23 protein-coding genes are annotated in these 24,400 nt (G+C 65.7%); 9 read left to right on the forward strand and 14 right to left on the reverse strand.

Translation table 11 applies throughout. The features are described 5' to 3' along the window. Window positions 1–57: 57 nt before the first annotated feature. From ACWPOC_RS01140 to ACWPOC_RS01155, 4 genes are all read right to left on the reverse strand, one after another. The gene (locus ACWPOC_RS01140) at window positions 58–1,713 is read right to left on the reverse strand and encodes an AMP-binding protein (protein WP_120280846.1); all 1,656 of its coding nucleotides are present in this window, start codon (window positions 1,711–1,713) and stop codon (window positions 58–60) included. A 14-nt stretch (window positions 1,714–1,727) separates the two neighbouring features. Next, window positions 1,728–2,492 (reverse strand): SDR family NAD(P)-dependent oxidoreductase, encoded by a 765-nt coding sequence (locus tag ACWPOC_RS01145; RefSeq protein ID WP_016695806.1) that lies wholly within the window; start codon window positions 2,490–2,492, stop codon window positions 1,728–1,730. A gap of 43 nt (window positions 2,493–2,535) precedes the next feature. Beyond that, on the reverse strand, window positions 2,536–3,666 hold the full coding sequence (locus tag ACWPOC_RS01150; RefSeq protein ID WP_159417198.1) for a thiolase family protein: 1,131 nt from the start codon (window positions 3,664–3,666) through the stop codon (window positions 2,536–2,538). Window positions 3,667–3,834: 168 nt separating this feature from the next. Then, a complete protein-coding gene (locus tag ACWPOC_RS01155) occupies window positions 3,835–5,175 on the reverse strand; it encodes an MFS transporter (RefSeq protein ID WP_120280848.1) in 1,341 nt (446 codons plus the stop codon). Window positions 5,176–5,513: 338 nt separating this feature from the next. Here ACWPOC_RS01155 and ACWPOC_RS01160 point away from each other — a divergent pair, with 338 nt between their 5' ends. From ACWPOC_RS01160 to ACWPOC_RS01170, 3 genes are read left to right on the forward strand one after another with little or no spacing between them, the layout of a single operon-like run. After that, on the forward strand, window positions 5,514–6,758 hold the full coding sequence (locus ACWPOC_RS01160; protein ID WP_120283788.1) for a CoA transferase: 1,245 nt from the start codon (window positions 5,514–5,516) through the stop codon (window positions 6,756–6,758). Continuing rightward, the gene (locus ACWPOC_RS01165) at window positions 6,755–7,948 is read left to right on the forward strand and encodes an acyl-CoA dehydrogenase family protein (RefSeq protein ID WP_016693093.1); all 1,194 of its coding nucleotides are present in this window, start codon (window positions 6,755–6,757) and stop codon (window positions 7,946–7,948) included. The genes ACWPOC_RS01160 and ACWPOC_RS01165 overlap by 4 nt, the downstream gene beginning before the upstream one ends. A gap of 42 nt (window positions 7,949–7,990) precedes the next feature. After that, entirely contained in the window at window positions 7,991–9,148 is a 1,158-nt protein-coding gene (locus ACWPOC_RS01170) for an acyl-CoA dehydrogenase family protein (protein ID WP_159417196.1), read from the forward strand. 74 nt (window positions 9,149–9,222) lie between these two features. Here the strand turns inward: ACWPOC_RS01170 and ACWPOC_RS01175 are convergent, their stop codons facing one another. The 10 genes from ACWPOC_RS01175 to ACWPOC_RS01220 form a co-directional block, all read right to left on the reverse strand. Further along, window positions 9,223–10,011 (reverse strand): IclR family transcriptional regulator, encoded by a 789-nt coding sequence (locus ACWPOC_RS01175; protein ID WP_455407867.1) that lies wholly within the window; start codon window positions 10,009–10,011, stop codon window positions 9,223–9,225. A gap of 130 nt (window positions 10,012–10,141) precedes the next feature. Next, window positions 10,142–11,014: an alpha/beta fold hydrolase gene (locus tag ACWPOC_RS01180; protein ID WP_455407868.1), complete on the reverse strand. Its 873-nt coding sequence runs from the start codon at window positions 11,012–11,014 to the stop codon at window positions 10,142–10,144. 12 nt (window positions 11,015–11,026) lie between these two features. Beyond that, window positions 11,027–12,229, reverse strand: coding sequence for a hydroxylase (locus ACWPOC_RS01185; RefSeq protein ID WP_455407869.1), 1,203 nt, complete (start codon window positions 12,227–12,229; stop codon window positions 11,027–11,029). Between the two features lie 79 nt (window positions 12,230–12,308). Then, a complete protein-coding gene (locus ACWPOC_RS01190) occupies window positions 12,309–13,181 on the reverse strand; it encodes a VOC family protein (protein ID WP_455407870.1) in 873 nt (290 codons plus the stop codon). A 93-nt stretch (window positions 13,182–13,274) separates the two neighbouring features. Continuing rightward, on the reverse strand, window positions 13,275–14,678 hold the full coding sequence (locus ACWPOC_RS01195; RefSeq protein ID WP_455407871.1) for an MmgE/PrpD family protein: 1,404 nt from the start codon (window positions 14,676–14,678) through the stop codon (window positions 13,275–13,277). Further along, window positions 14,675–15,481: an alpha/beta fold hydrolase gene (locus ACWPOC_RS01200; protein WP_455407872.1), complete on the reverse strand. Its 807-nt coding sequence runs from the start codon at window positions 15,479–15,481 to the stop codon at window positions 14,675–14,677. The genes ACWPOC_RS01195 and ACWPOC_RS01200 overlap by 4 nt, the downstream gene beginning before the upstream one ends. A 95-nt stretch (window positions 15,482–15,576) precedes the next feature. Beyond that, complete coding sequence (locus ACWPOC_RS01205) at window positions 15,577–16,734, reverse strand: flavin reductase (RefSeq protein WP_455407873.1); 1,158 nt, start codon at window positions 16,732–16,734, stop codon at window positions 15,577–15,579. Between the two features lie 84 nt (window positions 16,735–16,818). Then, window positions 16,819–17,895, reverse strand: a complete 1,077-nt coding sequence (locus ACWPOC_RS01210) for an ABC transporter substrate-binding protein (protein ID WP_455407874.1) — start codon at window positions 17,893–17,895, stop codon at window positions 16,819–16,821. Between the two features lie 47 nt (window positions 17,896–17,942). After that, window positions 17,943–19,691: an ABC transporter permease gene (locus ACWPOC_RS01215; RefSeq protein WP_455407875.1), complete on the reverse strand. Its 1,749-nt coding sequence runs from the start codon at window positions 19,689–19,691 to the stop codon at window positions 17,943–17,945. Then, on the reverse strand, window positions 19,688–20,866 hold the full coding sequence (locus tag ACWPOC_RS01220; RefSeq protein WP_455407876.1) for an ABC transporter ATP-binding protein: 1,179 nt from the start codon (window positions 20,864–20,866) through the stop codon (window positions 19,688–19,690). The genes ACWPOC_RS01215 and ACWPOC_RS01220 overlap by 4 nt, the downstream gene beginning before the upstream one ends. Window positions 20,867–21,048: 182 nt before the next feature. Here ACWPOC_RS01220 and ACWPOC_RS01225 point away from each other — a divergent pair, with 182 nt between their 5' ends. The 6 genes from ACWPOC_RS01225 to ACWPOC_RS01250 all read left to right on the forward strand — a co-directional run bounded on the left by ACWPOC_RS01225 (window position 21,049) and on the right by ACWPOC_RS01250 (window position 24,382). Then, on the forward strand, window positions 21,049–21,669 hold the full coding sequence (locus ACWPOC_RS01225; protein WP_455407877.1) for an AIM24 family protein: 621 nt from the start codon (window positions 21,049–21,051) through the stop codon (window positions 21,667–21,669). A 6-nt stretch (window positions 21,670–21,675) separates the two neighbouring features. Continuing rightward, the gene (locus ACWPOC_RS01230) at window positions 21,676–22,380 is read left to right on the forward strand and encodes an AIM24 family protein (protein WP_455407878.1); all 705 of its coding nucleotides are present in this window, start codon (window positions 21,676–21,678) and stop codon (window positions 22,378–22,380) included. Continuing rightward, on the forward strand, window positions 22,377–23,126 hold the full coding sequence (locus ACWPOC_RS01235; protein WP_006550740.1) for an AIM24 family protein: 750 nt from the start codon (window positions 22,377–22,379) through the stop codon (window positions 23,124–23,126). Before ACWPOC_RS01230 ends, ACWPOC_RS01235 begins: the two co-directional genes overlap by 4 nt. 151 nt (window positions 23,127–23,277) lie before the next feature. Continuing rightward, complete coding sequence (locus ACWPOC_RS01240) at window positions 23,278–23,475, forward strand: (2Fe-2S)-binding protein (RefSeq protein WP_006550741.1); 198 nt, start codon at window positions 23,278–23,280, stop codon at window positions 23,473–23,475. Between the two features lie 48 nt (window positions 23,476–23,523). After that, entirely contained in the window at window positions 23,524–24,000 is a 477-nt protein-coding gene (gene bfr, locus ACWPOC_RS01245) for a bacterioferritin (protein WP_006550742.1), read from the forward strand. 91 nt (window positions 24,001–24,091) lie between these two features. Next, window positions 24,092–24,382: a GNAT family N-acetyltransferase gene (locus tag ACWPOC_RS01250; RefSeq protein ID WP_120280850.1), complete on the forward strand. Its 291-nt coding sequence runs from the start codon at window positions 24,092–24,094 to the stop codon at window positions 24,380–24,382. Window positions 24,383–24,400: the final 18 nt, after the last annotated feature.

Consider the following 24,400-nt stretch of genomic DNA (forward strand, 5'->3'; position numbering starts at 1 on the left):
TCCACCGCATACGAAGAAACCCCCGGCATTCGATGCCGGGGGTTTCTCGTGTGCGGGTCAGGAGATCGTCAGGCGCGATCGCAGATCGGTCTTGAGGATCTTGCCCGCGGCGGAGGTCGGCAGTGCGTCGACCACCACCACTTCACGGATCTTCTTGTACGGCAGGACCCGCTCGGCGACGTACGCCTTCAGTTCCTCCGCGTCGGGCTCCTCGCCGGCGATGGGGACGACGAAGGCGACCGGCTCCTGACCGATCGCGCCCGCCTCCCGGCCGACGACCGCCGCGGTGGACACCTTCGGGTGGGTCACCAGGATCTCCTCGAGCTCACGCGGATACACGTTGTAGCCCTTGTAGATCAACATGTCCTTCGCCCGGTCGGCGATGTACACGAATCCGTCGGCATCGCGGTAGGCGATGTCACCGGTGGCGAGCCAGCCGTCGACGTACTGCTCCGCAGTGATCTCGGGGTGTCCGAGATATCCGTCGGTGACCTGCGGTCCGCGGATCCACAGTTCGCCACGCTCCCCCTCGGGAAGGACGACGCCCGGATCGATCTGCGACCGGATCTCGAGCTCGGTGTCGAAGACCGGAAGGCCGACGCTGCCGAGGCGGTACTCCGAGTCGACGACGAGCGGCATCGCCGTGACGACGCAGGTGCCCTCGGTCAGACCGTAGCCCTCCGCGATACGTGCGTTGGGGAAGGCGCGCTCGAGATTCTCGAGGGTCACGTGGTCGATCGGCGCGGCACCGGACGCCACGACCCGCACGCTCGACAGATCCCGAACCTCCACATCGGGGTGTTCGGCGAGCGCGTGCCACATGGCCGGGCTGCCGGTGATGTAGCTGGCCTCGTACTCCTCGATCAGCTCGAGCATGCGCCCCGGCTCGAACCGTCCCGCGAGCACCTGGGTCAGGCCGCACGCGAGAAGGAACGACGTGTTGATCAGCGCGTGCGCGTGGAAGAGCGGGGACACCACGATCGTCGATCCGTGGCCCGGAACGACGCCGGCGATCTCCAGATCGTCGATCGGCTCGAGTAAGATCCGTCCGTCGACATCAGCGACCAGTTGATGCCCGGCCCGCCACGCGCACATCTGGGTGACGTTGCCGACGACGTTACGGTGCAGTACCCGAACGCCCTTCGAAATGCCGGTCGTGCCACCGGTGTACGCGATGTGCGCAATGTCGTCCGGGCCGGTCACGACCGGTTCGAATGTCGTGGGACGTTCCTCCAGAGCATCGGCGAAGTGCACCGCGCCCGCCGCGGTGACCGCCGCGTCGGAGACGACGGCGATCAACCGGACACTCGTCCCCTCCGCGGCCCGCAGCAGCGTGTCCGATTGGGCGGACTGCGTGACCGCAACCGCCGCGGAGGTCTCCTCGATCTGGCGGCGCAGGCCCGGCTCGGGCTGGAGCGGATTGACCAGCGTGACCGCCGCTCCGACGCGGAGCGCGCCGTAGTAGGCGATGTGGAACTCGACGCAGTTACCGAGGTGCAGGAGCACCACGTCGCGGGCCCGCACCCCGGCCTCGTGGAGCACGCCGGCGAACTGCGCCGAACGTGCATCGAGGTCGTTGTAGGTGAGCACCCGGTCGCCGTCGATCACCGCGGGACGGTCGCCGTAGACGGCGGCGAGGCTCGGTGCCCACACCGCCATCGTCGTCGCCGGGTACGACAGCCTGCGCTGTGCGAGGTCGGAAGCCGAGGTCATGGTCGACGCCCGGCTCAACGCGGTGCCATACGGATGGCGCCGTCGAGGCGAATGGTCTCGCCGTTGATGTAGCCGTTCTCGAGGATGTTCGTGGCCAACTGACCGAACTCGTCGGGGCGGCCGAGACGCGACGGGTTGGGCACGGTCGCCTCGAGCGACTTTCGGACGTCCTCGCGCAGGCGGGCGAGCAGCGGGGTGTCCATGATGCCGGGGGCGATGGTGTTGACGCGGATGCCCTTGCTGGCGAGGTCGCGTGCGGCGACGATCGTCATGCCGACGATGCCGGCCTTGGACGCCGAGTAATTGATCTGTCCGATCTGGCCCTCGAAGGCCGCGACGGAAGCCGTCATGACCACGGCGCCACGCTCGTCCTCGATGAGGTCGAGTTCGGCCATGCGCTCGGCGCCGAGACGCAGCGCGTTGAACGAGCCGATGAGGTTGAGGCGGATCACGAACTCGAAGTCCTCGAGCGAACCGGCCTTGCCCTCCTTGTCGAGGACACGCATCTTGCGTCCGGCGCCGGCGCAGTGCACGACACCGCGCAGGCCGCCGCGCTCGTGCGCGACGTCCAGTGCTGCCGCGAACTGCTCCGAATCGGTCACGTCGCCGGGAGCGAAGACGGCGCCGTCGCCGAGTTCCTTGGCGATCTCCTCACCGTTCGAGCCGGGGAGGTCGATGAGGGTGACGTTGCCGCCGGCAGCCAGGACGCGACGTGCCGTGGCGAGGCCGAGACCGGACGCTCCGCCGGTGACGGCAACGGACAGACCCTTGAGTTCCATGGTATTTCCTTCGAATTCGTAGCAGCTTGGGTGATGAGCAGGATCAGAGCAGTTCGAGGATGGTCGCGTTGGCCATGCCGCCGGCCTCGCACATCGACTGCAGGCCGTAACGGATGCCGTTGTCGCGCATGTGGTGCACGAGGCGGGTCATGAGGATCGCACCGGAGCCGCCGAGCGGGTGGCCGACACCGATCGCGCCGCCGAGCGGGTTGAGGCGGTCGGGCTTCGCGCCGGTCTCGACCTGCCATGCGAGCGGCACCGGTGCGAAGGCCTCGTTGATCTCGAAGGCGCCGATGTCGTCGATGGACAGACCGGAACGCTTGATGGCCTTCTCGGTGGCGGGGATGGGGCCGGTGAGCATGACGACCGGGTCGTCGGCAGCGACGACGGCGGTGTGGATGCGTGCGAGCGGGGTCCAGCCCTGGGCCGCGGCGTATTCGCTGGTGGTGATGAGCAGGGCGCCGGCACCGTCCGAGATCTGCGAGGAGTTGCCGGCGTGGATCACGCCGTCCTCCTTGAAGACGGTCTTGAGCTTGGCGAGCGACTCGACGGTGCCGCCGCGGCGGATGCCCTCGTCGGTGGCGAAGTCGCCGACCGGGGCGATCTGGCCGGTGAACGCGCCCGCGTCGGTGGCGGCCGCGGACAGCTCGTGCGAGCGCAGCGCGTACTCGTCGAGCTGGGTGCGGGAGAAGCCCCACTTCTCGGCGATCATCTCGGCGCCGATGCCCTGGCTGAAGCCGCCGACCTCGAAGCGGTCGAGCACGTTCTGCGGGAAGTGCTGGCCGTCCTTGCTGGCGCTGCCCATGGGCACGCGGCTCATGGACTCGACACCACCGGCGATCACGACGTCGTTCTGTCCGGAGATGACGGTCGCGGCGGCGAAGGACACCGCCTGCTGGCTCGATCCGCATGCCCGGTTGATGGTGGTGGCGGGAACGGTAACCGGCCATCCGGCCGCGAACACGGCGCTGCGCGAGACGATTCCGGCCTGGTCGCCGACCTGGCTCACGCAACCCCACTGGACGTCGTCGATCGTGGCGGGATCGAGTCCGGTTCGCTCGGCCAGTGCGGTCAGCACATGGGCGGACAGGTTGACGGGGTGGATCTCGGACAGTGCACCACCGCGACGTCCGATGGGGGAACGGACGGCGTCGACGATCACGGCATCGCGCATGCGAATCGGTCCTTTGCTGTTGCGGGTCACGGTTGCCGGGCAACCGTGGTGGGAGAAAAGACGACCGGCCGGGTGGTGGTCCTCACATTCGAGGAGACCATGCACCCGGCCGGTAGGGGAAAGTCTTTCCGCGGAAGCTTCCGTTAGGCGGAAGCTATGCCGAACTGGTCAGGCCGCGGCCCGGATGAGCTTGCGATCGCGTTCCGGGTTCGCCAGGAACAGGACCAGGATCGCAGCGAGCGCACCGAGTGCACCGATGACCTGGAAGGCCGTTGCGTAGCCCTCCGCCGCGGTCGCGGCGTTGTCGACGAGGACACCCGTGCCGTAGGGGGCGACGAGGCCGCCGACGGCCATCAGGGCGAGGAAGACACCCATCGTGCCGGCGGTCTGCTGCGGCGGGCACAGCTCGGAGATCGCGGCGTTGATCAGCGGGAACGCGATGGCACCGAAGCCGTAGCCGATGGAGACGACCGCGACGGCCAGGGCCGGCGTACCGATGGACGGGAGGAAGACCAGGATGGCACCGCAGATGAGCACGCCGACGGCGGGCACGATGATCCGGACGACCCGCGAACGGTAACCCTTGGCGCTGAGACGGTCGGTGACCGTACCCGAGCTGATCATGAGGAACAGACCGATGATGGACGGCAGGGCGAACATCGAGCCGGCCTGCAGGGCGCTGTAGCCGAGGCCGACCTCGAAGTAGGACGGCAGCCAGGTCAGGACGACGGTGGTGAGCGCGTAGACGACCATGATCAGAATCGCGCAGCTGATGAACGTGCGGGTGAGGAAGATCTTGCGCCACGGCACGGACGGTTCGGTCTGTGCAGCGGACGCAGAGGTCTCGGCGCCCTTGACGGCCTTGGTGGTGTAGGGGCCTTCCTTCCAGCCGAGGAGCCAGGAGCCCATCCAGACCGCTCCGAGGATCGACAGAGAGATCAGCGCGGCACGCCATCCCCACTCGACGGTGATGAAGGTCAGAACCGGGGCGAGGGCGATCTTCGCGACGGAGGCGGAACCGGCCAGGAAGGCGCCGGGCAGGCCACGCTTGGCCGGCGGGTGCCACGAGTACGCGGCGGTGTGCATGAGGGCCGAGCTCGGTCCTTCGGCGAGACCGAGCAGCATGCGGGTGACCACCAGCATCGCGAAGCTCGCGCTGACGACGAGCGGCAGCATCACCACCGACCAGATCAGGCCGAGGGCCAGCAGGGCCCAGCGGAGGGTCAGGTACTTGTTCAGCGGCCCGGCGAAGAATCCGCCGACGGTGAATGTGACGAAGAACAGCGATCCGACCAGGCCGATCTGGGAGGAGCTCATGCCGAGCTCACGCGCCAGGGGCTGGGCGATGATGCCGAGGACGGCCTTGTCGGCGTAGTTGACGACGTAGAGGAAGATGACCAGGCCGGTCATGCTCCACGCGCGGCCGGGAGTCACGAGAGGCGCGCGACCCGTTTCAGCCGGTCCGCCCGGAGAACCCAATTTTTCGTGCACGATTTCGCCTGTAGTCACTGAGAGTCCCTTCAGAACTCGGATGGGAGTCGACGGACGAATCCCCGTGGAATGCACCGCCGGTAAAAATGTCAAGCCTGATGTCCCAGCCATTGAACGTGAGCAAGCTCACGATTGGCAAAGTGCAGGAAGTGAACGAATCGATCACCAAAACCTATGACCCCTCACAAGCCGCTCCACTCGCGGTCTGTACCCACCGGTGATATTGGTCTGCGCTAACCGTGGGATAGCCGATCGGTGCTGTTCCCGGGCGCGAGAGCTGGGGCATGCTGACAGTGCATCCTCCGATTCGGGTCACCGCTGTACCCGACGAACCGCGACGAGAACAGGCGAGCAGCATGAACTCCACCGCTTCCACCGACGAGCTGCCCTCGTCCACTGCGCCCCTCGCGGGAGTGCGCGTTGTCGAGGTGTCCAGCTTCGTGGCCGCGCCCCTGTGCGGCATGACCCTGGCCGCTCTCGGCGCCGACGTGATCCGTGTCGACCCGATCGGCGGCGCCGCCGACTACCGTCGCTGGCCGGTCACCGACGACAACGAGTCGATCTACTGGGCCGGCCTGAACAAGGGCAAGCGGTCGTTCGCAGCGGATTTCCGTAACCCGGACGCGCAGAACCTGATCCGCGACCTGATCATCGATGCGGGGGTGCTGGTCACCAACGCTGCCGGTCGCTCGTGGCTCGACTACGACGAGCTCGCCGCGATCCGCCCCGACCTGATCCACGTGCAGGTCCTCGGCCGCGCCGACGGCACCGGCGCTGTCGACTACACCGTCAACGCCGCCGCCGGTTTCCCGCAGGTCACCGGCGCCGAGAACGTCTCGACCCCGGTCAACCACGTGCTGCCCGCCTGGGACGTCTCGTGCGGCCTGTACGCCGCGTTGTCGGTCGCCTCGGCCGTCTACCGCCGCGAGATCACCGGTGCAGGAACGAAAGTCGTACTCCCCCTCGAGGACGTTGCGTTCGCGACCGTCGGCAACCTCGGCTACATCGCCGAGGCCCAGCTCGGCCGCCCCGTCCGGGAGAAGGTCGGCAACTCCGTCTACGGCACATACGGCGCCGACTTCGCCACCAGTGACGGCGCACGCTTCATGCTCGTCGCGCTCACGCCGCGGCACTTCCGCGACCTCACCGAGCTCACCGGTACCGCCGAGGCCGTGGCCGCACTCGAATCCGCCCTGGGCGTCGACTTCCGCGACGAGGGCACCCGGTTCGAACACCGCCACGTGCTGAACAGCCTGTTCGGCGCCTGGTTCTCGCGCCACACCGCCGACGAGGTCGAGACGGCGCTCGGTGGTACCTCGGTCCTGCACGAGCGCTACCGCACCTTCGCCGAACTCGCCGCCGACCCGCGCGTGACCGACAACCCGATGTTCCACAAGCTCGACCAGCCGCGCATCGGCAGCTACCACGCCCCGAGCACCCCGATGTCCTTCGACGGCTGCTACCCCGAGGTCCGCCCCGCGCCGGCCAACGGCGACGACACCGCCGAGGTGCTCACCGAACATCTCGGGCTGACCGACGACGAGGTCGACGCCCTCGCAGCTTCCGGCACCATCCGCATCTCCCAGAAAGAGCCCGCATGACCCGCCTCGCCCAGACCCTCGGTCTGACGGAATTCCAGTCCGAGATCCTCGACACGGTCCGCACCTTCGTCGACCGCGAGATCATCCCGAACGCTCAGGAACTCGAGCACTCGGACACCTACCCGCAGGCCATCGTCGACCAGATGCGCGAGATGGGGCTGTTCGGACTGATGATCCCCGAGGAGTACGGCGGACTCGGCGAGTCGCTGCTGACCTACGCGCTGTGCGTCGAGGAACTCGCCCGCGGCTGGATGAGCGTCTCCGGCGTCATCAACACGCACTTCATCGTCGCGTACATGATCCGCCAGCACGGCACCGAGGAGCAGAAACAGTACTACCTGCCGCGCATGGCCACCGGTGAGGTCCGCGGCGCGTTCTCGATGTCCGAGCCCGAACTCGGCTCCGACGTCGCCGCCATCCGCACCAAGGCCAAGCGCGACGCCGACGGCAACTACGTCATCAACGGCCAGAAGATGTGGCTGACCAACGGCGGCAGCTCCACCCTCGTCGCCGCCCTGGTCAAGACGGAGGAAGGCTCCGACAAGCCCCACAAGAACCTGACCACCTTCCTGGTGGAGAAGCCCGCCGGCTTCGGTGAGGTCGTCCCGGGTGTCACCATCCCCGGCAAGATCGACAAGATGGGGTACAAGGGCATCGACACCACCGAACTCGTCTTCGACAACTACAAGGCCTCGGCCGATTCGATCCTCGGCGGCGAGCCCGGCAAGGGCTTCTTCCAGATGATGGACGGCGTCGAGGTCGGCCGCGTCAACGTCTCGGCCCGCGCGTGCGGTGTCGCGATCCGCGCGTTCGAGCTCGCCGCCCGGTACGCCCAGCAGCGCACCACCTTCGGCAAGCCCATCGCCCAGCACCAGGCGATCTCGTTCTCCCTCGCGGAAATGGCCACCAAGGTCGAGGCCGCCCACCTGATGATGGTCAACGCCGCGCGCCTGAAGGACTCCGGCGAGCGCAACGACGTCGCCGCCGGTATGGCCAAGTACCTCACCAGCGAGTACTGCTCCGAGGTCACCCAGGCCAGCTTCCGCATCCACGGCGGCTACGGCTACTCGAAGGAGTACGAGATCGAGCGCCTCATGCGCGAGGCTCCTTTCCTGCTCATCGGTGAGGGCACCAGCGAGATCCAGAAGACGATCATCAGCAAGGGTGTGCTGCGTAGTTACGCGCTGTAAGGTCCACCCCCGCAATCACATTCATCCCTGGAAGGACAACGCGTGAAGCGCACGCTGTACAACGAGGATCACGAGGCGTTCCGGCAGACCGTCCGCGACTTCATCGCGAAGGAGGTCGTACCCGTCTACCCGGAGTGGGAAGAGTCCGGCCATCCTCCGCGCGAGTTCTACAACCGCATGGGAGAACTCGGGCTCCTCGGTATCCAGGTTCCCGAAGAGTACGGCGGAGGCGGCGAGACGTCGCTGAAGTTCAACGTGATCCTCGCCGAAGAGGCGTCGGCGGCCGGTGTGTCGTTCGGTTCGTCGTCGGTGCACTCGAACCTGATCCTGCCGTACATCATGCAGAACGCCACCGAGGAGCAGAAGCAGCGCTGGCTCCCCGGGTTCGCCTCGGGTGAGCTGATGTTCGCCATCGCGATGACCGAGCCGGGCACCGGTTCCGACCTCGCCAACATCGCGACCACCGCGAAGCTCTCGGAGGACGGCAGCCACTACGTCCTCAACGGCGCGAAGACGTTCATCACCGGCGGTGCGCTCGCCGACCGCATCCTCGTCGTGGCCCGCACCTCGCCGTACAACCCCGAGGACCGTCGCGGTGGCCTGTCGATTCTTGTGGTGGACACCAGGAGCGAGGGCTTCGCGGTCGGGCGCAAGCTCCACAAGATCGGTCTCAAGGCCTCGGACACCGCCGAGCTGGCGTTCGACGACGTGAAGGTGCCGGTCGCCGATCTGCTCGGCAAGGAGGGCGAGGCGTTCTCGTACCTGACGCAGAACCTCGCGCAGGAGCGTCTCACCATCGCGTTCGGCGCTGCCGCCACCGCGGCCGCGGCGATCCAGCACGCCATCGCATACACCAAGGACCGCAAGGTCTTCGGCAAGCCGGTCGCCGCGTTCCAGAACACCAAGTTCGTGCTCGCCGAATGCTCCGCGGAGCTGCAGGCGCTGCAGATCATGGTCGACAACGCCATCGAGCTCAACGATCGCGGTGAGCTCACCGTGCCCGACGCCGCCCGCGCGAAGCTGTTCGCGACGGAAACCGCCGGCCGCATCATCGACAAGTGCCTGCAGCTGCACGGCGGCTACGGCTACATCACCGAGTACCCCATCGCCCGCCTCTACGCCGACACCCGCGTGACCCGCATCTACGGCGGCACCAGCGAGGTCATGAAGACGATCATCGCCAAGGATCTGGGGCTGTAGATCTTCTGTCGTTCTTCGGTGGAGTGAACCCCGCTACCCGGGGTTCACTCCACCGAAGTCGTTTCGGTCCGCTTCTAGTCCGCGGGTGCCATCATTGCCCGTTTGCGTTCGATCTCCCGGCCGATCGCCTGAGCCGCCGATGCGACATGCGGCGCGGCGGTCCGCAGGTTGAGACCCGTGGAAGGACCGGAGACGGAGATCGCCGCGACCTGCTGCCCTTCGACGACGATCGGTGAGGCGACACAGGTGATCCCGAGGAATCCCTCCTGGAGATCGTAGGCGACCCGCTCGTCACGGATCCGTCGGAGCTGTCCCATCAGCACCCCGTGGGCGGTGATCGTGTTCCGGGTCATCCGAGGCAATTCCCCGGTGAGAGCCTCCTGTACGGTCTCTCGCGAACCGAAGGCCAACATCGCCTTGCCGAGCGCCGACGCCGCAGCGGGGAGTTGCCCGCCGACCCGCGTGGGGATCCGCGGCGAGTCGCGGGCCTCGAGTTTGTCGAGGAAGATGACGTTGCGTCCATCCAGTACCGCGAGATGAGCGGTGTGCCGGAGTCTGAGGAACAGGTCTCCCAGGAAGGGACCGGACGTTGCTCGAATCCCCGGGGCCGTGGACCCGATCGTTCGGTTGCCCAATTCGTAGACACGAAGGCTGAGCCGATACCGGTTTCCGACGCGCACGACGAACTCGCTACTGATGAGCTGGGCGAGAATTCTATGTGCCGTCGTCTTCGGAAGGTTGGCTCGTCGCGCCAGTTCGCTGAGCCCGCATTCCTCCCCGACGCCGTTGAAGGCGTCGAGGAGTTGCAGGGCCTTCGAGACCGCGATCGAAGCCTCTTGTCCCTTCGACATTGCCTGTGCCACAACGCGAATATTACACCTGTTCGGTGTCTTTCATTCGGACTGCGGAAAGCATGTGGCGACGGGTCGGCTCCGTTCCTCGGTGTGGGCACCGAACGATCGATACTCGACCGTCCGTGCCGGTTCCCGTTCTCTAGGGTGCTGCCCCAGAAGCTCTTTCACGGGCCAGGAAATCCTCGAGTAATGCGTCGAACTCCTCCATCTTCTCGTAGGGCACCCACAGGCCGCATTCACCGAAGACGTGCAACTGCGAGTGCTTGATCCTGCTGAACATGAAGACCGCGTTCTCGAACGGTTGCATCCGATTCTCCCGCCCCCATACGATCAGGGTCGGCGCGGTGATCTCGTCGAGGCGCTTCCACAGATCGTCCGGCGTGTGCCGCTTGTCGCTGCGCCCTTCCGGCGCCTTCTGCATGAACTCCGGGTCCACGCTCGCCTCGTACCGCTCCCACACGATCTCGTCGGTGATGAGTCCGTGGTCGTACACGATGTCCTCGAGGTACTCGCGCATCTTCGGCAGCGACGGACCCTCTCCCGCGTAGTAGGCCCGCATCGCGTTCATCCGGGGCGGGACGTGGAACATGGTCCTGCCACCGGACGAGCTCACGAGGACGAGCTTGTCGATACGCTCGGGGAAGTCCAGCGCCATCCGGGCGGCGACCGCACCTCCGGTCGCCATCCCCACCACATGGGTTCTGCCCAGTCCCAATTCGTCGATCAGTGCCGCCATGGTCTCCGCGTACATCAGATGCCGCCCGTCCTCGACGTCGGGCTTGTCCGAACGACCGTAACCCGGTAGGTCCACGATGACCACGCGGAAGTTCCGGGACAGCGCCTCGAGATTGCGGCCGAAGTTCCCCCACCCGAAGGCACCCGGGGCACCGCCGTGGATCAGCAGCAGCGACGGACCCGTGCCCGCTTCGTGGTAGTGCACCCGTATGCCGCCGGCATTCACGAACCGACTGGTCGTCTCGTAGGTGGGTGCCTCGTCGACAGCGTTGCTCATGTCTGCGCCCACTCAGAACTTGATGCCGGGCAGTCCCGGGAATCCGAAGTGGTCACGGACGGCGGCATTGATGATGGTTCCTTCGACCTGCTGTGCGTGATGGACGGCCGAGTGGGCGTCGCGCCACATCCGTTCCATCGGAAGGTCGGTGCGGATGCCACGACCGCCGCTGAGCCGGAAGAGCTTGTCGACCGCGTCGAGAGACCGATGCGATGCACGGACCTGGTTGCGGCGTATCTCGGCCCGCAGTGAGTAGGGAAACTCGTCGCCGCGCAGACGCTCGGCCAGATCGTACGACCGCTCGATGTCCCACAGGAAGTGCCGGATGCTCGCCTGCACGTCCGCCATCGCGATGCCGAGAGCCGTCAGACGGTAGGGATCCTCGCTGGCCTTGCCGTACCGGCCTTCATGGTCACCGGTGCGCGCCGCACTCTCCTCGATGATGCCCAGGCAGATGCCGAGTGTCGCCGCCGTCACCGCACCCGCGAAGACGATGTTGCGGGGCATGCTGAACAGGGGTTCGTCGCGGCCGGCGGCGCGTCCGCCGGTTCCGTCGGTGATCGCGGCGATCTCGATGGCACGGTAGTCCGGCACGAACGCGTCACGGATGACGATGTCCTTGCTGCCCGTGCCCTTCAGACCCATGACCTGCCACGAGTCGTCGATGATCTCGTAATCCGAACGCGGGACCATGAAATGCCGCGGTGATTGCTCCACGATCTGACCGTCGTCGTTGGTGACGAATCCGCCGAGCATGGCCCACTGCGAGGGGTCCGCACCCGACGAGAAGCTCCAGTGCCCGGACAGCAGGAACCCACCGTCCACGACGCGCGCACGGCCGACCGGGTTGTACGACGACGACGTCCACACGTCGGGATCCGTGCCGAGCACCTCCTGCTGGAGTCGCGGATCGGCCTGGGCGAGTTCGTGATTGTGCACGGCGACGACACCGGTGACCCATCCCGCCGAGCCGTACTTCGAGGCGAGTCGGATCGAGGCCTCGAAGAACTCCACCGGGTGCGCCGCGGAACCGCCCAGGTCGGTCGGCTGCAGCATGCGCGTCAGGCCGGCCTGCTTGATCCCCTCGACCAATCGCGGAGTCAACGACCCCTGGACCTCGCTCGCGTGGGCCTCTTCGGTCGCGATCGTCCAGAGGGACTCGTATGCCTCATCGGCTCCCCGGTCGGCACCGATCTGCACGACAGCACTGCTCATGACAACTCCCATCACTTTCGAAACTCGTATTCCGGATCAACCGAATGGATCCCGACGATCGCGGAAACCCGCGTCGGGCTCAGATCTTCTGCTTCTCGTGGCCCCAGTAATGGCCCCAGTCGTAACGGGTCGGCGTCCACGTCGAGTCGTCGATGAGGAGACCGCCGAAACCGTACTCGACGCCGACGTTCGCCGGTGATTTCACATAGGCGGAGATCATCTTGTCGTTGGTGTGGCGCCCCAACGTCTGGATGACCGGTTCCTTGTCGTCGAGCATCTGCTGCCATGCGCAACCGACCCGGTCGAGATCGTCCACTTCGACCATGAAGTGTCCGACGCCGGTGGGACGAGCCGGGTTCTTCACGAAGGCGAAGGAATGGTGCCGTTCATTGCAGTGCAGGAACGTCGCTTCGATCTCCGGGGTGACGTCGATGTAGTCGCTGAGCCGGAAGCCGAGGATCTCGCGATAGAGCGTGTTGTACTTCTCGCGGTCCTCCACCACCTGGAAGACGTGTCCCACGCCCAGTCGGCCGGCGACGAAGTTGGCACCCTTGATCGAGTAGAAGGGTGTGTTGGCCGTCTTCAGCCCGATGTAGAGCTCGAGGTTCAGAACGTCGTCCGGGTCACGGAAAGTGACCAGTCGCGAGACGTTCCGGGCACGGGCGACGGATTCATCGAGGCGATCGACCCGGTAACCTGCCTCCTCGAGACGTTCGACGATCTGCTCGAGATCGCCTTCGCTCGCGACTTCCCATCCGATAGTGTCGACGCCGTCCGAAGCGGCTTCGTTGACCTCGATGCGGTACTCGTACTCGTCCATCCGGAACCGGATGCGATCCTCTCGATGCTCGGCAACATTGAGGCCCAGGAGATCCTCACCGAATCGTCTCCACTCACCGAGGTCGGTAGCGTTGATCCGGAGGTATCCCAAACTTCGCACAGTGGCCGCCATGGCATCTTCCTTTCGTCCTGATGAGAACATGCTCCCGCGGTTCGACGGCCGGTCGAAGAAAACCGTTCCGAGGGCCGGTACGCGCGAAAGTTTCTAATGGTGAGCCGCTTTCGACGCGATACAGACGTGAAGTTCACCCAGGAGCGACACGATGGGTTGCACGCTCGAACGCTCCGTGACGGAGAAGAGCGCGTCTGCGACCCGATGTGCTGCGCGGTCCTGCAATCCGGCACTCCGGCAGGCTCCGTCGAACTTCTCACGGATCTCGTTTCCGGTCATCGGGTTCCGGGCGTCACCACGGGTGATCTCGGTGCGTATGTCGATCGCGCGGCCGTCACGGAGCGTGACGGTGAGGTCTGCGAATCGGGCCGTGGCAGCGGGGTCGCCGACCAGGCGGATCCTGTTCATGAGTGTTGAAACGGACGGATCGAGCACGGCGTCGTCCTCGAAATCAGCTGCGGTGACAGCCCCACGGAGAAGAGCGACCGCGACGACGTACTCGAGACTGAACTTCGCCTCCAGGCCAGTGGCCGGTTTCCGTTTCGCCAGGATCGTGAGATCCGGACCGTAGATCGATACATCGATGCGCTCCACATCTTCCGGGTGGAACGCGTGACGGATGTCGAGCACGGCGTCGACGGCGTGGTGCGTGCCGTAGCAACACGGATACCGTTTGATGGACCAGTCACCGGTCCAATTGTCCTGCCAGTACTCGAGTCTCGCCGGGATCTGTTCGAGCCGAGTGAGGTCGCTGCGACCGTACATCGCGAAGAAGCCGTGCGGATGTTCGAGCTGGGTGACGTTCGCGGTGAATCCCCTGCCGGCGAGGGAAAGTGCGGTCAGGGCGTCGCGCGCGGCCAGTCCGGCGTGGAGTGGTTTGGTCATGGTGCCGAAGTTGCCGACGCTTCCGCTCGCCATCGACGCGACCGACCCGAGGGCGTGCGCTGTCGTAGCGGGATCTGCGGAGGTCAGATTCGCCAACGCGGCGACTGCCGCGATCCGGCCGGAGGTCGCGGTGTTGTGCCACCCGAGATCGACACTCGTATCAACGGGCAGTGCCTCCGACACCGCGCGGAAGACCGCTGCGCCGACGTTGTATGCGCGGACGAGCGCCGAACCCGACACGTCCCGCTCCGAGGTCTGGGACAGCAGGGCCGGCACGAGTACCGCGCTCGGGTGTATCGGCATCGACGGGGAGGCATCGTCCCAGTCCAGCGCGTGTGCGGCCGTGCCGTTGACCAGCGCCGCATCCGGAGCAGACACCCGAACCCCGCTACCCCACAGGGGCGCATCACCGACCGACGGGAGAGTCGTGACCCAGTCCGTGAGAATGCGGACCGCGTCACTGCGTCCGCCCGCGATCGCGACCCCCACGGTATCGACGATCGCGATCGCGACGGCATCGGCGTGCCGGGAGCTCTCGGATTCTCTTCGCGGCCGGGTCGCGAAGGTCGCGATCGCGGACGTGAGCGACAGGTCCGTCTCCCCGGTACTCATGCCGCTCGGAGATCGGCGAGGAAGAGTCGGAGCTGCTCCTCGAACAGGTGAGCGTGCTCGATCTGCACCCAGTGACCGCACTGGCTGACCAGGACCGCCCGCACGTTCGGAAGCAACGTCGCCAGGGAGTAGCCGTTCTCCACGGGAACGACCTTGTCCTCACGGCCGTGGATCACCAGTGCGGGGATCTCGATCGCGCGGATCTCGTCCTCGGTCAGCGGCAGCACGTTGGCCTCCGGTGTGGAGAACATCGCGCGGTAGTGCTCGGCTTCGCCGGGTCGCGAGCTCGCCTCGTAGCGCATCCGGACGAGTTCGTCGGTCACGACCTCGGGATCCACCACGAAGACCTCCCGCAGCGTCCTGCTCATCGACTCGTACGACGGGGAGAAGCTGCGCAGGTTGGTGAGCACCTCGGAGCGCGGTACCGACGGCGACAGAACACCCATGAGGGTGAGACTGCGCACGAGCTCGGGGGACTTGGCGGCGAGCGTCAGCGCGATCCGCCCACCCATCGAGTTTCCGACGAGATGAACAGGACCGAGATCGAGCGCCTCGATGAACTCGGCGACCGATTCGGCCCAGTTCAGGGAACTATAGGTGTACCCCTCGGGACGGTCGCTGTCACCGAATCCGACGAGGTCGGGCGCAATCGCGCGGTAGCCCATGCCCGCCACCGAAGGCAGGGTCCGTTCCCAGTTGAATCGGGCCGATACACCCGGTCCGGAACCGTGCAGAAGCACCACCGGGTCTCCGCTACCGGCCTCCTGATAGGCGATCGAGACGCCACCCGCTGTGATCTTCACGTCCAATCCTTTCGCAATGCTTCGGCCCGAGAGCCGGGATATCGATGGTGTGGAACCTGTGAAGGCTCCGGATACAGTTCGAGGTCCGGAATCGCTCACGCCGTGACGGGCAGGCTCGGTTCGATGCGACGCGCTCCGGCGACCAGACGCTGTCCGATCCGATGCGCGGTCGGTCCGTCGAGAGCCTCCGGGAAGTGGGCGAGTCGGAGCACCATCACCGGCCGTCCACCGTCGTCGAGCACGGGCGCGACGATCGAGTGCACCTCGAACTGCTCGTCGTTCGACTCCTCGACCGGCCGATAGAACCGCGCGAGTCCGGACACCTTGGCCGCCAGTGCCCGTTCCTGAACCGGAGTGAGACTGCCCTCCGCGCGCCGGCGGAAGTCGGTGTACAACACGCGTTCCTCTGCCGGGCCCGCCAGGGACATCGACCATCCACGTTCGCGGATGGTGCGCAAGCGCGTGCGGTAGTCGGCAACAGTCGACTCGTCGAGTGTGCCGGCGCGCGCGAGCCACCCTTCGATGTCGTCGTCTCCGCCGAAGGCGATGTAGGCCTCCCCCATGGGGGCGATGAGCGGTACTCGGGTTCCCAACAGGGAGCCGTCGGAGCTGGTCGCATTGTTCGCGATGGCGACCAGCACGAGGTCGTCGCCGACAGGGACCATCGCCGAGCACTCGGCGTCGAACTCCGTTGCGAGGATCTCCATTTCGTTGCGTGCAGCATTCCCCAGGCGCACACCCTCGATGAGCCCTGCATCCTCGGAGAGGACCATCGACGAGGAGGCGAACCGGCCCATCCCGCCCTGGAAGAAGATCAACGGCGATCGTGGATTGTGCGCTCCGAATTCCTGGACGCGACCGAGAACGATGTAGTGGTCGCCGGCTTCGAGGATCGACTCGTAGGTGCAATCGAACCAGGCCACAGCCTCGTCGAGAACGGGTGCTCCGCCGGAACCGAGATGCCAGGGCACGTCGCCCAGCCCCTCGGGAGTCGACGCGATCCGGCGACACACTTCCTCCTGCTCGTGGCCGAGGATGTTGACGCAGAACGACTTCGCTTCGCGCAGCCGCGCGAAGCGGTAGGAGGTCTTCGTCGGCAGGAAGGCCACCAGCGGTGGGTCCAGAGAGACCGATGTGAACGATCCGATGACCATTCCCACCGGTTCGCCATCACCGTCGCACGCGGTCACTACCACGACGCCGGTCGGATAATGCCCCAGGACCCGCCGATACTCCCCCGGATCGAAATTCACTGTTGCTCCCTGATCGTTGCCGTGTTCAGGCATGCGCTGCCGGATCGAACGGGCCGGATGCCGGGTGGCATCCGGCCCACTCGGTCACTTGAAGAGGTTGTTCCAGTCCTCGGTCATCGTGGTCCGCTGTTCGAACCATGCCTCGGTCGGCGGAACCTTCAGGACTGCGGAATCCGCGGCGGGCATGTCCACACCCTCGACCGACGGGCCTTCGACCGTCGGGTCGGCCGGGTACTCGTTGGTCTTCTCGACGATGACCTGCTGACCGCGCGGCGACAGCAACCACTCGAGGTAGAGCTTGGCGGCGGCGGGATGCTCGGCACCGGCGACCAAACCGACGACGCTCTGGAAGACCGGCACACCGTCCTCGGGGAAGACCATGGTCACCGGGGCGCCGTCCTCGATGAGACCGGAGACCACGCCCGGGTTACCGATAGTGATCGGAACCTCGCCGCGGACCATGTCCTGACCCAGCGCCACGCTGGACTCGTACATGCGCGGCTGCTGGGCGTTCAGTGCCTCCCAGTACTCCCGGCCGTAGGTCTCCTGCAGGAAGTGGAACAGGGAGAACGTACTACCGCCTGTGGTGATCGGCGTCATGCCGATCTTGCCCTTCCACTTCGGGTCGAGCAGATCCTCCCACGTCTTCGGGGCTTCCTCCTCCGGGACGATGTCGGTGTTGTAGCTGATGGTGAGTCCGGGAAGCAGGCTGGAGTACCAACCGCCGTCCGGGTCGAAACGTCCTTCCGGCAACGCTTTTCCGCTCACCGATTCGAAATTCTCGGTGATGCCGCGATTCTGGAGTTCGGTCATGAGCGTGATGTCGGTGATACCGATCGCATCCGCACCGAATCGCCCTGCGCCGGCCTCGGAGAGCATCCGCTCGTACATCTTGCTCGTGACCAGTCGGACCGACTCGACCTCGACGCCGGTGTCCTCGGTGAACTCGTCGAGAAGTGCCCGCCACTGCTCTTCCGGGTAGGTGTCGTAGAGCGTGAACGATCCCTCGTCGAGGGCGGCCTGCCACTCCTCCTGGTCGGCGATGGTGACGCCGTCGATGACGAGATCCCCCTCGGCGCTCGAGGGTGCGCTCGAGCCGGAGCCACATCCGGCAAGGGTCAGGGCCAGAGCCACGCAGCCTGCCGCGAACTTCAACCTCATTGTCTTGTTCCTTCAGTCCGTAGTTGCAGTGGGGCGGGTGTCGCCGGCTACTTCATCCAACGTCGGCCGACGAGGGTGAGCACCAGGAGCACAGCGCTGTAGGCGAGGCCGATGGAGGCGACGCGATCCCATGCGCCGTTCTCCCATTCCTCGAACACGACGACCGAAAGCACCCGGGTGTCGGTCGTGTAGAGGAAGATCGAGGCCGACAACTCACGCAGCGACAGGATGAACACCATCAGGCCGCCGGAGAAAATGCTCGTCCGCAGCAGCGGGAAGGTTACATACGAGGTGGCGCGCATGGCGCCTGCACCCGACATCCGGGCCGCTTCTTCGAGTTCGGGGCTGATCTGCTGCATCGAGGTCAGAATCCCGCCATGGCCCTGGGGCATGAAGCGGACGATGTAAGCGATGACGAGGATCGCCAGCGTGCCGTAGACGGGGACCTGCATCGGTGCCCAGGTCCACATCAGAGCGATGCCGAGCACGAGGGCGGGCACCGCAACCGGCAGCACCGCGACGATCTGCAGGATGCCGCCTGCGGTTCCACCGCGCCGGTTGATGTAGTGCGCGAGAACGAAGTACAGCACGACACCGATCACGGCGGCACTGGCACCGGCGATGAGACTGTTGGTGCTACCGAGAATGAATTTGGTGCCCTGGATCGTCTTCACGAAGGTCTCGGTGCTGTACTTCGACGAGTCGAAGACGTCACCGAAGCTCTTGACGTAGATGGACTTCGAGAACGCCGTCTTGAGCAGCGCCAGCATCGGCAGGACCACGGCCAGGAAGAGGTACAGGACCACCAGGGCGAAGGCCGGCCAACGGAACTTGCCGAGCTTCATCACCGACGGCTTGAAGCCCTTGCCGGTGACGGTCTGATAGGACTTGCCACGCACCAGCATCCGCTGCGCGGTGACCAGCAGAGCCACCACGAGGATGAGGGTGAATCCGACCGCGCTGGCCTCGCCCAGGCGGGCGGGTGCCTCGGACATCAGGGCGTAGACGTAGGACGCGAGCGTCTCATTGCCTGTGCCGCCGCTGAGGATCGAGGGGATCGGAAAGTCCTCGATGATGAGGGTGAACGTCAGGATCCCGGCGGCGAGGATGGCCGGTCGGACCATGGGCAGGGTCACCCGGGTTACCACCTGCCATGGCTTCGCGCCGTGGATGGCGGCGGCCTCCTCGAGTTCGGGGTTCATCAGCGACATCGAGCCGTACATGAACACGAACGCGTACGGCGAGTAGTACAGCGACATCACGAAGATCACGCCGGGCAGCGAGTAGACGTTGAGGGTGACGCCGATACCCAGCGAACTGAGCATCAGGTTGATCAGCCCGGCCTGCGGGGAGGCCAGGATGCTCCACGCCATCGCGCCGACGAAACCCGAGATGAACAGCGGCACGATGCCGGCGGCCTGGGCGAGCCCGCGGAAGGGCATGTCGGTACGGGCGGCCAGCCAGGCCAGCCCACCGCCGATGCACAGCGCCAGTGCACCCGCGCACAGGGACACGATCAGCGAGTTCTGCGCCGCGCGCAGGCCGCGTTCCTGGAACAGGGCGGAGAAGTTGTCGAGCTGGAAGGAGCCCATGCCCTCGCCCGGGCGTGGCGGCGCGTCGGTGAACGCGCCGACGATGAGCATCACCAGCGGCACGATCACCAACACGAACAGGATCACGCTCAGCGCGATGAGGGTGGTGTTGCGCCGCAGGAACTGCAGCGGTCGGTTCCAGCGCGACTCGGGGATCTCGTCGATCGGAACCGGCGGCGGGGTACGTTCGAGAAGGTCGGTCACGACTGCTCCTCCGGGAAGCACCGGACGTGACGCACGTCCACAGCGAGCTGCACTTCGGTTCCGTGCGCGAGCATCTGGCCGTTGTTGCCGGTGAGGACCTGCAGGAGGGTCTCACCGACGCGCACCGCGTACAGGAACTGGCTGCCGAGCAGCTCGACGAGTTCGACGGTGCCCTGCAGCAGGTTCGTGCCGTCGTAGTACTCCGGTCCGCCGAGAACGATGCGGATGTCCTCGGCGCGGATGAACGCCGTAGCCGGCCCGGTCGTGGACAGTGCACTGCCGGAGAACAAATCGAACGAGCCCGGGACGTCGAAGCGGGCGCCGTCGCCTGTCTGGGTCGCCCGTCCGATCAGCTTGTTGTTCAGGCCGATGAATTCGGCTGCGAACCGCGTCTGCGGATCGTGGTAGAGCTCCATCGGAGTGCCCTGCTGCTCGATCGTGCCGTTGCGCATCAGGACGATGCGATCGGCGAGCGCGAGTGCCTCGGCCTGATCATGGGTCACGTAGATGGAGGTCATGCCGAGATCCCGCTGGATCTGCTTGAGTTCGACCCGAAGCTTCTCGCGCAGTTTGGCATCGAGGTTGGACAGCGGCTCGTCGAGCAACAGCACATCCGGTTCCATCACGACACTGCGAGCAAGTGCGACACGCTGCATCTGGCCGCCACTGAGACGGCTGGCGGACTGCGCGCTGACGTGGTCGAGTCCGACCATCTCGAGGGTCGCCTCGACCCGCTTCTCGATCGCCTCCTTCGACGGGCGCGGCCGCTTCATGGTCAGTGGGAACGCGACGTTCTGGAAGACCGTGCGGTGCGGCCAGATCGCGTAGGACTGGAAGACCATGCCGATGTTCCGCTCGTTCGGCGCGACCTGGGTGTGCGTGCGAGCGTCGAAGACCGTGCGGCCACCGATGGAGATCGACCCCGAGGTGGGGTGTTCGAGGCCCGCGATCGAACGCATGGTGGTGGTCTTGCCGCAGCCGGAAGGGCCGAGGAGCACGAGGAATTCACCGGCACGGACATCAAGATCGATGTTGTTCACCGCGACCTTGTCGCCGTACTTCTTGGTGAGACCGGAAATTCGGATATGCGCGTTGCCTGCGGTTTCGCCGGCCTTGTGGCCTGTTCTCGGCACCTCTACAGGCGCGTCGGCAAGCGCCGCGGTCTGGTCGATCACTTCGATCACTCCCTGGAAATTGGACAGCTCGAACCGCGCATCGAATGCTGTGCGCTCGTCGGCCGGATGACCTACGGCTGAACACTAACGCCGGAAAATGTGAGCTACGCCCTAGCTCGGTCCGCTGTACGGAACGCTCGCGTCTACTCCACCGAAGTCGTTTCCGACTATCGTTTCCCGCCATGCGGCTAGTCGTGAAGACCAAGAGGGTGATCGAAGCCCACCTGAGCAATTCGTCCGTCCGGGCCCTGTCGGGGTCGATGGTGGCGTACGAAGGGCAGGTCGGTTTCAAGTCCGCCGGCTTCGGTGGTGGTGAGGGTGTTCTCTCCGGGCTGCGGCAGCGCGCGACGGGTGAGGGGCTCTCGCTCATGGAGTGCAGCGGCACGGGCGTCGTCTACTTCGCGCATCAGGCGCAGGACGTGACGGTGCTGGACCTGAACAACGAGACCCTGCAGGTCGAGTCCGAGCAACTGCTGGCACTGAGCGGGAACCTGAACACGAACGTGACGTTCGCGGGTCTGCGCGGCAGTATGAGCGGCCAGGGTCTGTTCACCACGACGGTGACGGGGACCGGGCAGGTCGCGCTGCTCTCGGCCGGGGGCCCGCTCATCCATCTCGAGGTGTCGCCGCAGTATCCCCTCGTCGTCGATCCCGACGCCTTCGTGTGCGCGAAGGGTCAGCTCACGCAGTCGTTCGTCACCGACGTGTCGTGGCGCTCCGCCATCGGTCAAGGTAGCGGCGAGGCGTTCTCCCTGAAGTGGGACGGCGTGGGCGTGGTCTCCATCCAGCCGGCGGAACGGTAGGAACAGATGAGCTTCACGAAGATCAACGGCAAGGTCGTGCGCGTCGACCTGCGGCAGTCCGGTCCCGTCGTGGCCCGCCGCGGCGCGATGCTGTTCTACACCGGCAACGTCCGGTTCTCCCCCCACGGCGTTCCCGGCGGCGCGGGAGGCGCTCCCGGTCTCGGCGGTCTCGCCGGTATGGCGGGACGCATGCTGCAGGGTGAACACGAGGCCACGATGCTCGCGCAGGGCGACGGTGTCGTGCACTACGGCTTCCGCGGTCTCGAGACACACATCGTCGACATGTCCGCGGGCGGGGAACTACGCGTGGAGGCGTCGCGCCTGCTCGCCCACACCACCGGTCTGCAGTCCACTGTCGTCTCGGTGGCCGCGGCCTCCGGTGGGGGCGGTGGCGGCGGGGGTCTGTTCGGGGCGCTACGCGGCGCCGCCACCGGCGCGATGACCGGCACCGGCATGTTCACCACGCAACTGACCGGCCAGGGTGCGGCGGTGCTGCTCGCCCATGGGGGCGTGTTCGAGCTTCAGGTGGGCGGCCCGACGCCGGTGGTCGTCGACCCGCAGGCGTTCGTAGCGTCCTACGGCCCGGTCCGCACCGAACTGAAATCGTCGATGAGCTGGCGGAACGTCGGTCGCACCGGCGGGGAGGCCATGCAACTCGAATGCAGCGGACAGGGCATCGTCTACGTGCAGGCATCGGAGGAGAAGCTGTGAGTACCGTTCTGAACCCGTCGAGCTTCGGCGGCAGCGACAACGTGCCGGGCAACCCCTATGCCTACTGCATCGACCTGCAGACGCCTTGGTTCCTGTCGAAGGGCGCGATGATCGCGTACTACGGCCAGGTGCAGTTCTCGGCGCTCACCCACGGACTGCAGGGACACCTGCTGCACATGGTGGCCCAGCAGTTCTCCGCTCCGCTCTATCTCGGCGACTACGTCGTGGCCGAGGGCTTCGGGAAGCTGATCATCGGCGACCGCGGATACGACATCAACTCGTACGACCTCGACGACGGCAACCTCACGATCCGGCAGGCCAATCTGCTGGCCTTCGAACCGGGCCTGTCGCTCAACCAGTCGATCGTCCCGGGTTTCCTCACCCTCATCGGTACGGGCCGTTTCCTCGCGTCGTCGAACGGGCCGGTGATGTTCGCCGAGCCGCCCCTGAGGGTCGACCCGGAGGCACTCGTCGGCTGGGCCGACTGCCCGTCCCCCAGTCACCACTACGACGAATCGTGGATCACCGGGTTCGTCTCGGCCGGGGCGCGGCGTTTCGGCGTGCAGTCGGGGGAGGAACGGCAGTTCGATTTCACCGGCGCGGGCACCGTCCTGATCCAGTCGAGCGAAAAGGTTCTCGACGATTCGTCGCTGGTGCGCACGATCGAGAACCAGATCCCGGGCCTCACCGCGCCTGGTCTGCACCGGATCAACCAGGTGGTATCGCAACACCTGCAACAGCAGTAGCTGCGGTAACACCCCCTAGGACGGACCTGGGTATAGCACGGATTCGGCCCTCCCTTTGTGTGACTACGATCACAAGCTAGGCTAGCCTAAGCCGATGTAAGGTTTGGACAACCTAAGTGAGTGTTCCCTCAGTCGCAGAAAGGTGGCTCTGATGATCGTCTGCAGTTGCCACGCTCTTACCCACCACCACATCGAGGCAGAGGTGGCTGCGGGAGCACGCTGTACCCGCGAGGTGAGCGCCAAGTGCCGCGCCGGTACCGACTGCGGGAATTGTGTACGCAATATCTCGGCGATCATCCGGCAGGCCCGGCAGCGGAATGAGACCATCGAACTCGAGACCGCCGTGTAGCCAGCCCCTACCCGGCGGTAAACCTGATGGTTCACCCCGGGAGGTGCCATGAAGGGCGACAAGAAGGTCATCGAGTTGCTCAACGAACAACTCACCGCCGAGCTCACGGCGATCAACCAGTATTTCCTGCATTCGAAGATGCAGGAGAACCGCGGATGGTCGAAGCTCGCGAAGCACACGCGCGACGAGTCGTTCGACGAGATGCGTCACGCCGAGAGGCTTACCGATCGGATCCTCTACCTCGACGGACTCCCCAACTACCAGCGCCTCGGCGCATTACGTCTGGGGCAGTCCGCCAAGGAGATGCTCGAATCCGACCTGCAGGTCGAGATCGAGGCCCGCGATCGCCTCCGCAAGGGGTCGGAGTACATGCGCTCGGTCAGCGACATCACCTCGGCCAACATCTTCGAGGACATCCTCGCCGACGAGGAAGAACACATCGACTATCTCGAAACCCAGCTCGACCTGATCGAGCAGCTCGGCGAACCGCTGTATCTCGCCCAGCACATCTCGCCGCCGGAATAACCCGGCACCGCAGAACGGGCCGCGGCATTGCGCCGCGGCCCGTTCTCTATGCTGTGGGACACACCCGCTTGTCGACGGTGAGAGGAAGACCATGAGCGATTCGTCCGTGACCGTGGTGCACAACGCCGAGAAGCAGAGATACGAAGTCCGCGACGACGACGCCGTCGTCGGGTACACGCAGTACCACCCCGACGACGACGGCCGCCTCGTCTTCGACCACACCGAGATCGACAAGGGCTACTCCGGTCAGGGACTCGGAGGCAAGCTCGTCGGTTACGCCCTCGACGACGTCCGCGAACGCGGCAAGCGCATCGTCGCGATCTGCTCGTACGTCGACAAGTTCATCGAGAAGCACCCGGACTACCGGGATCTGACCGACTAGACATGCACACGGGCGCGG

Source organism: Rhodococcus sp. 5G237 (assembly GCF_053764735.1).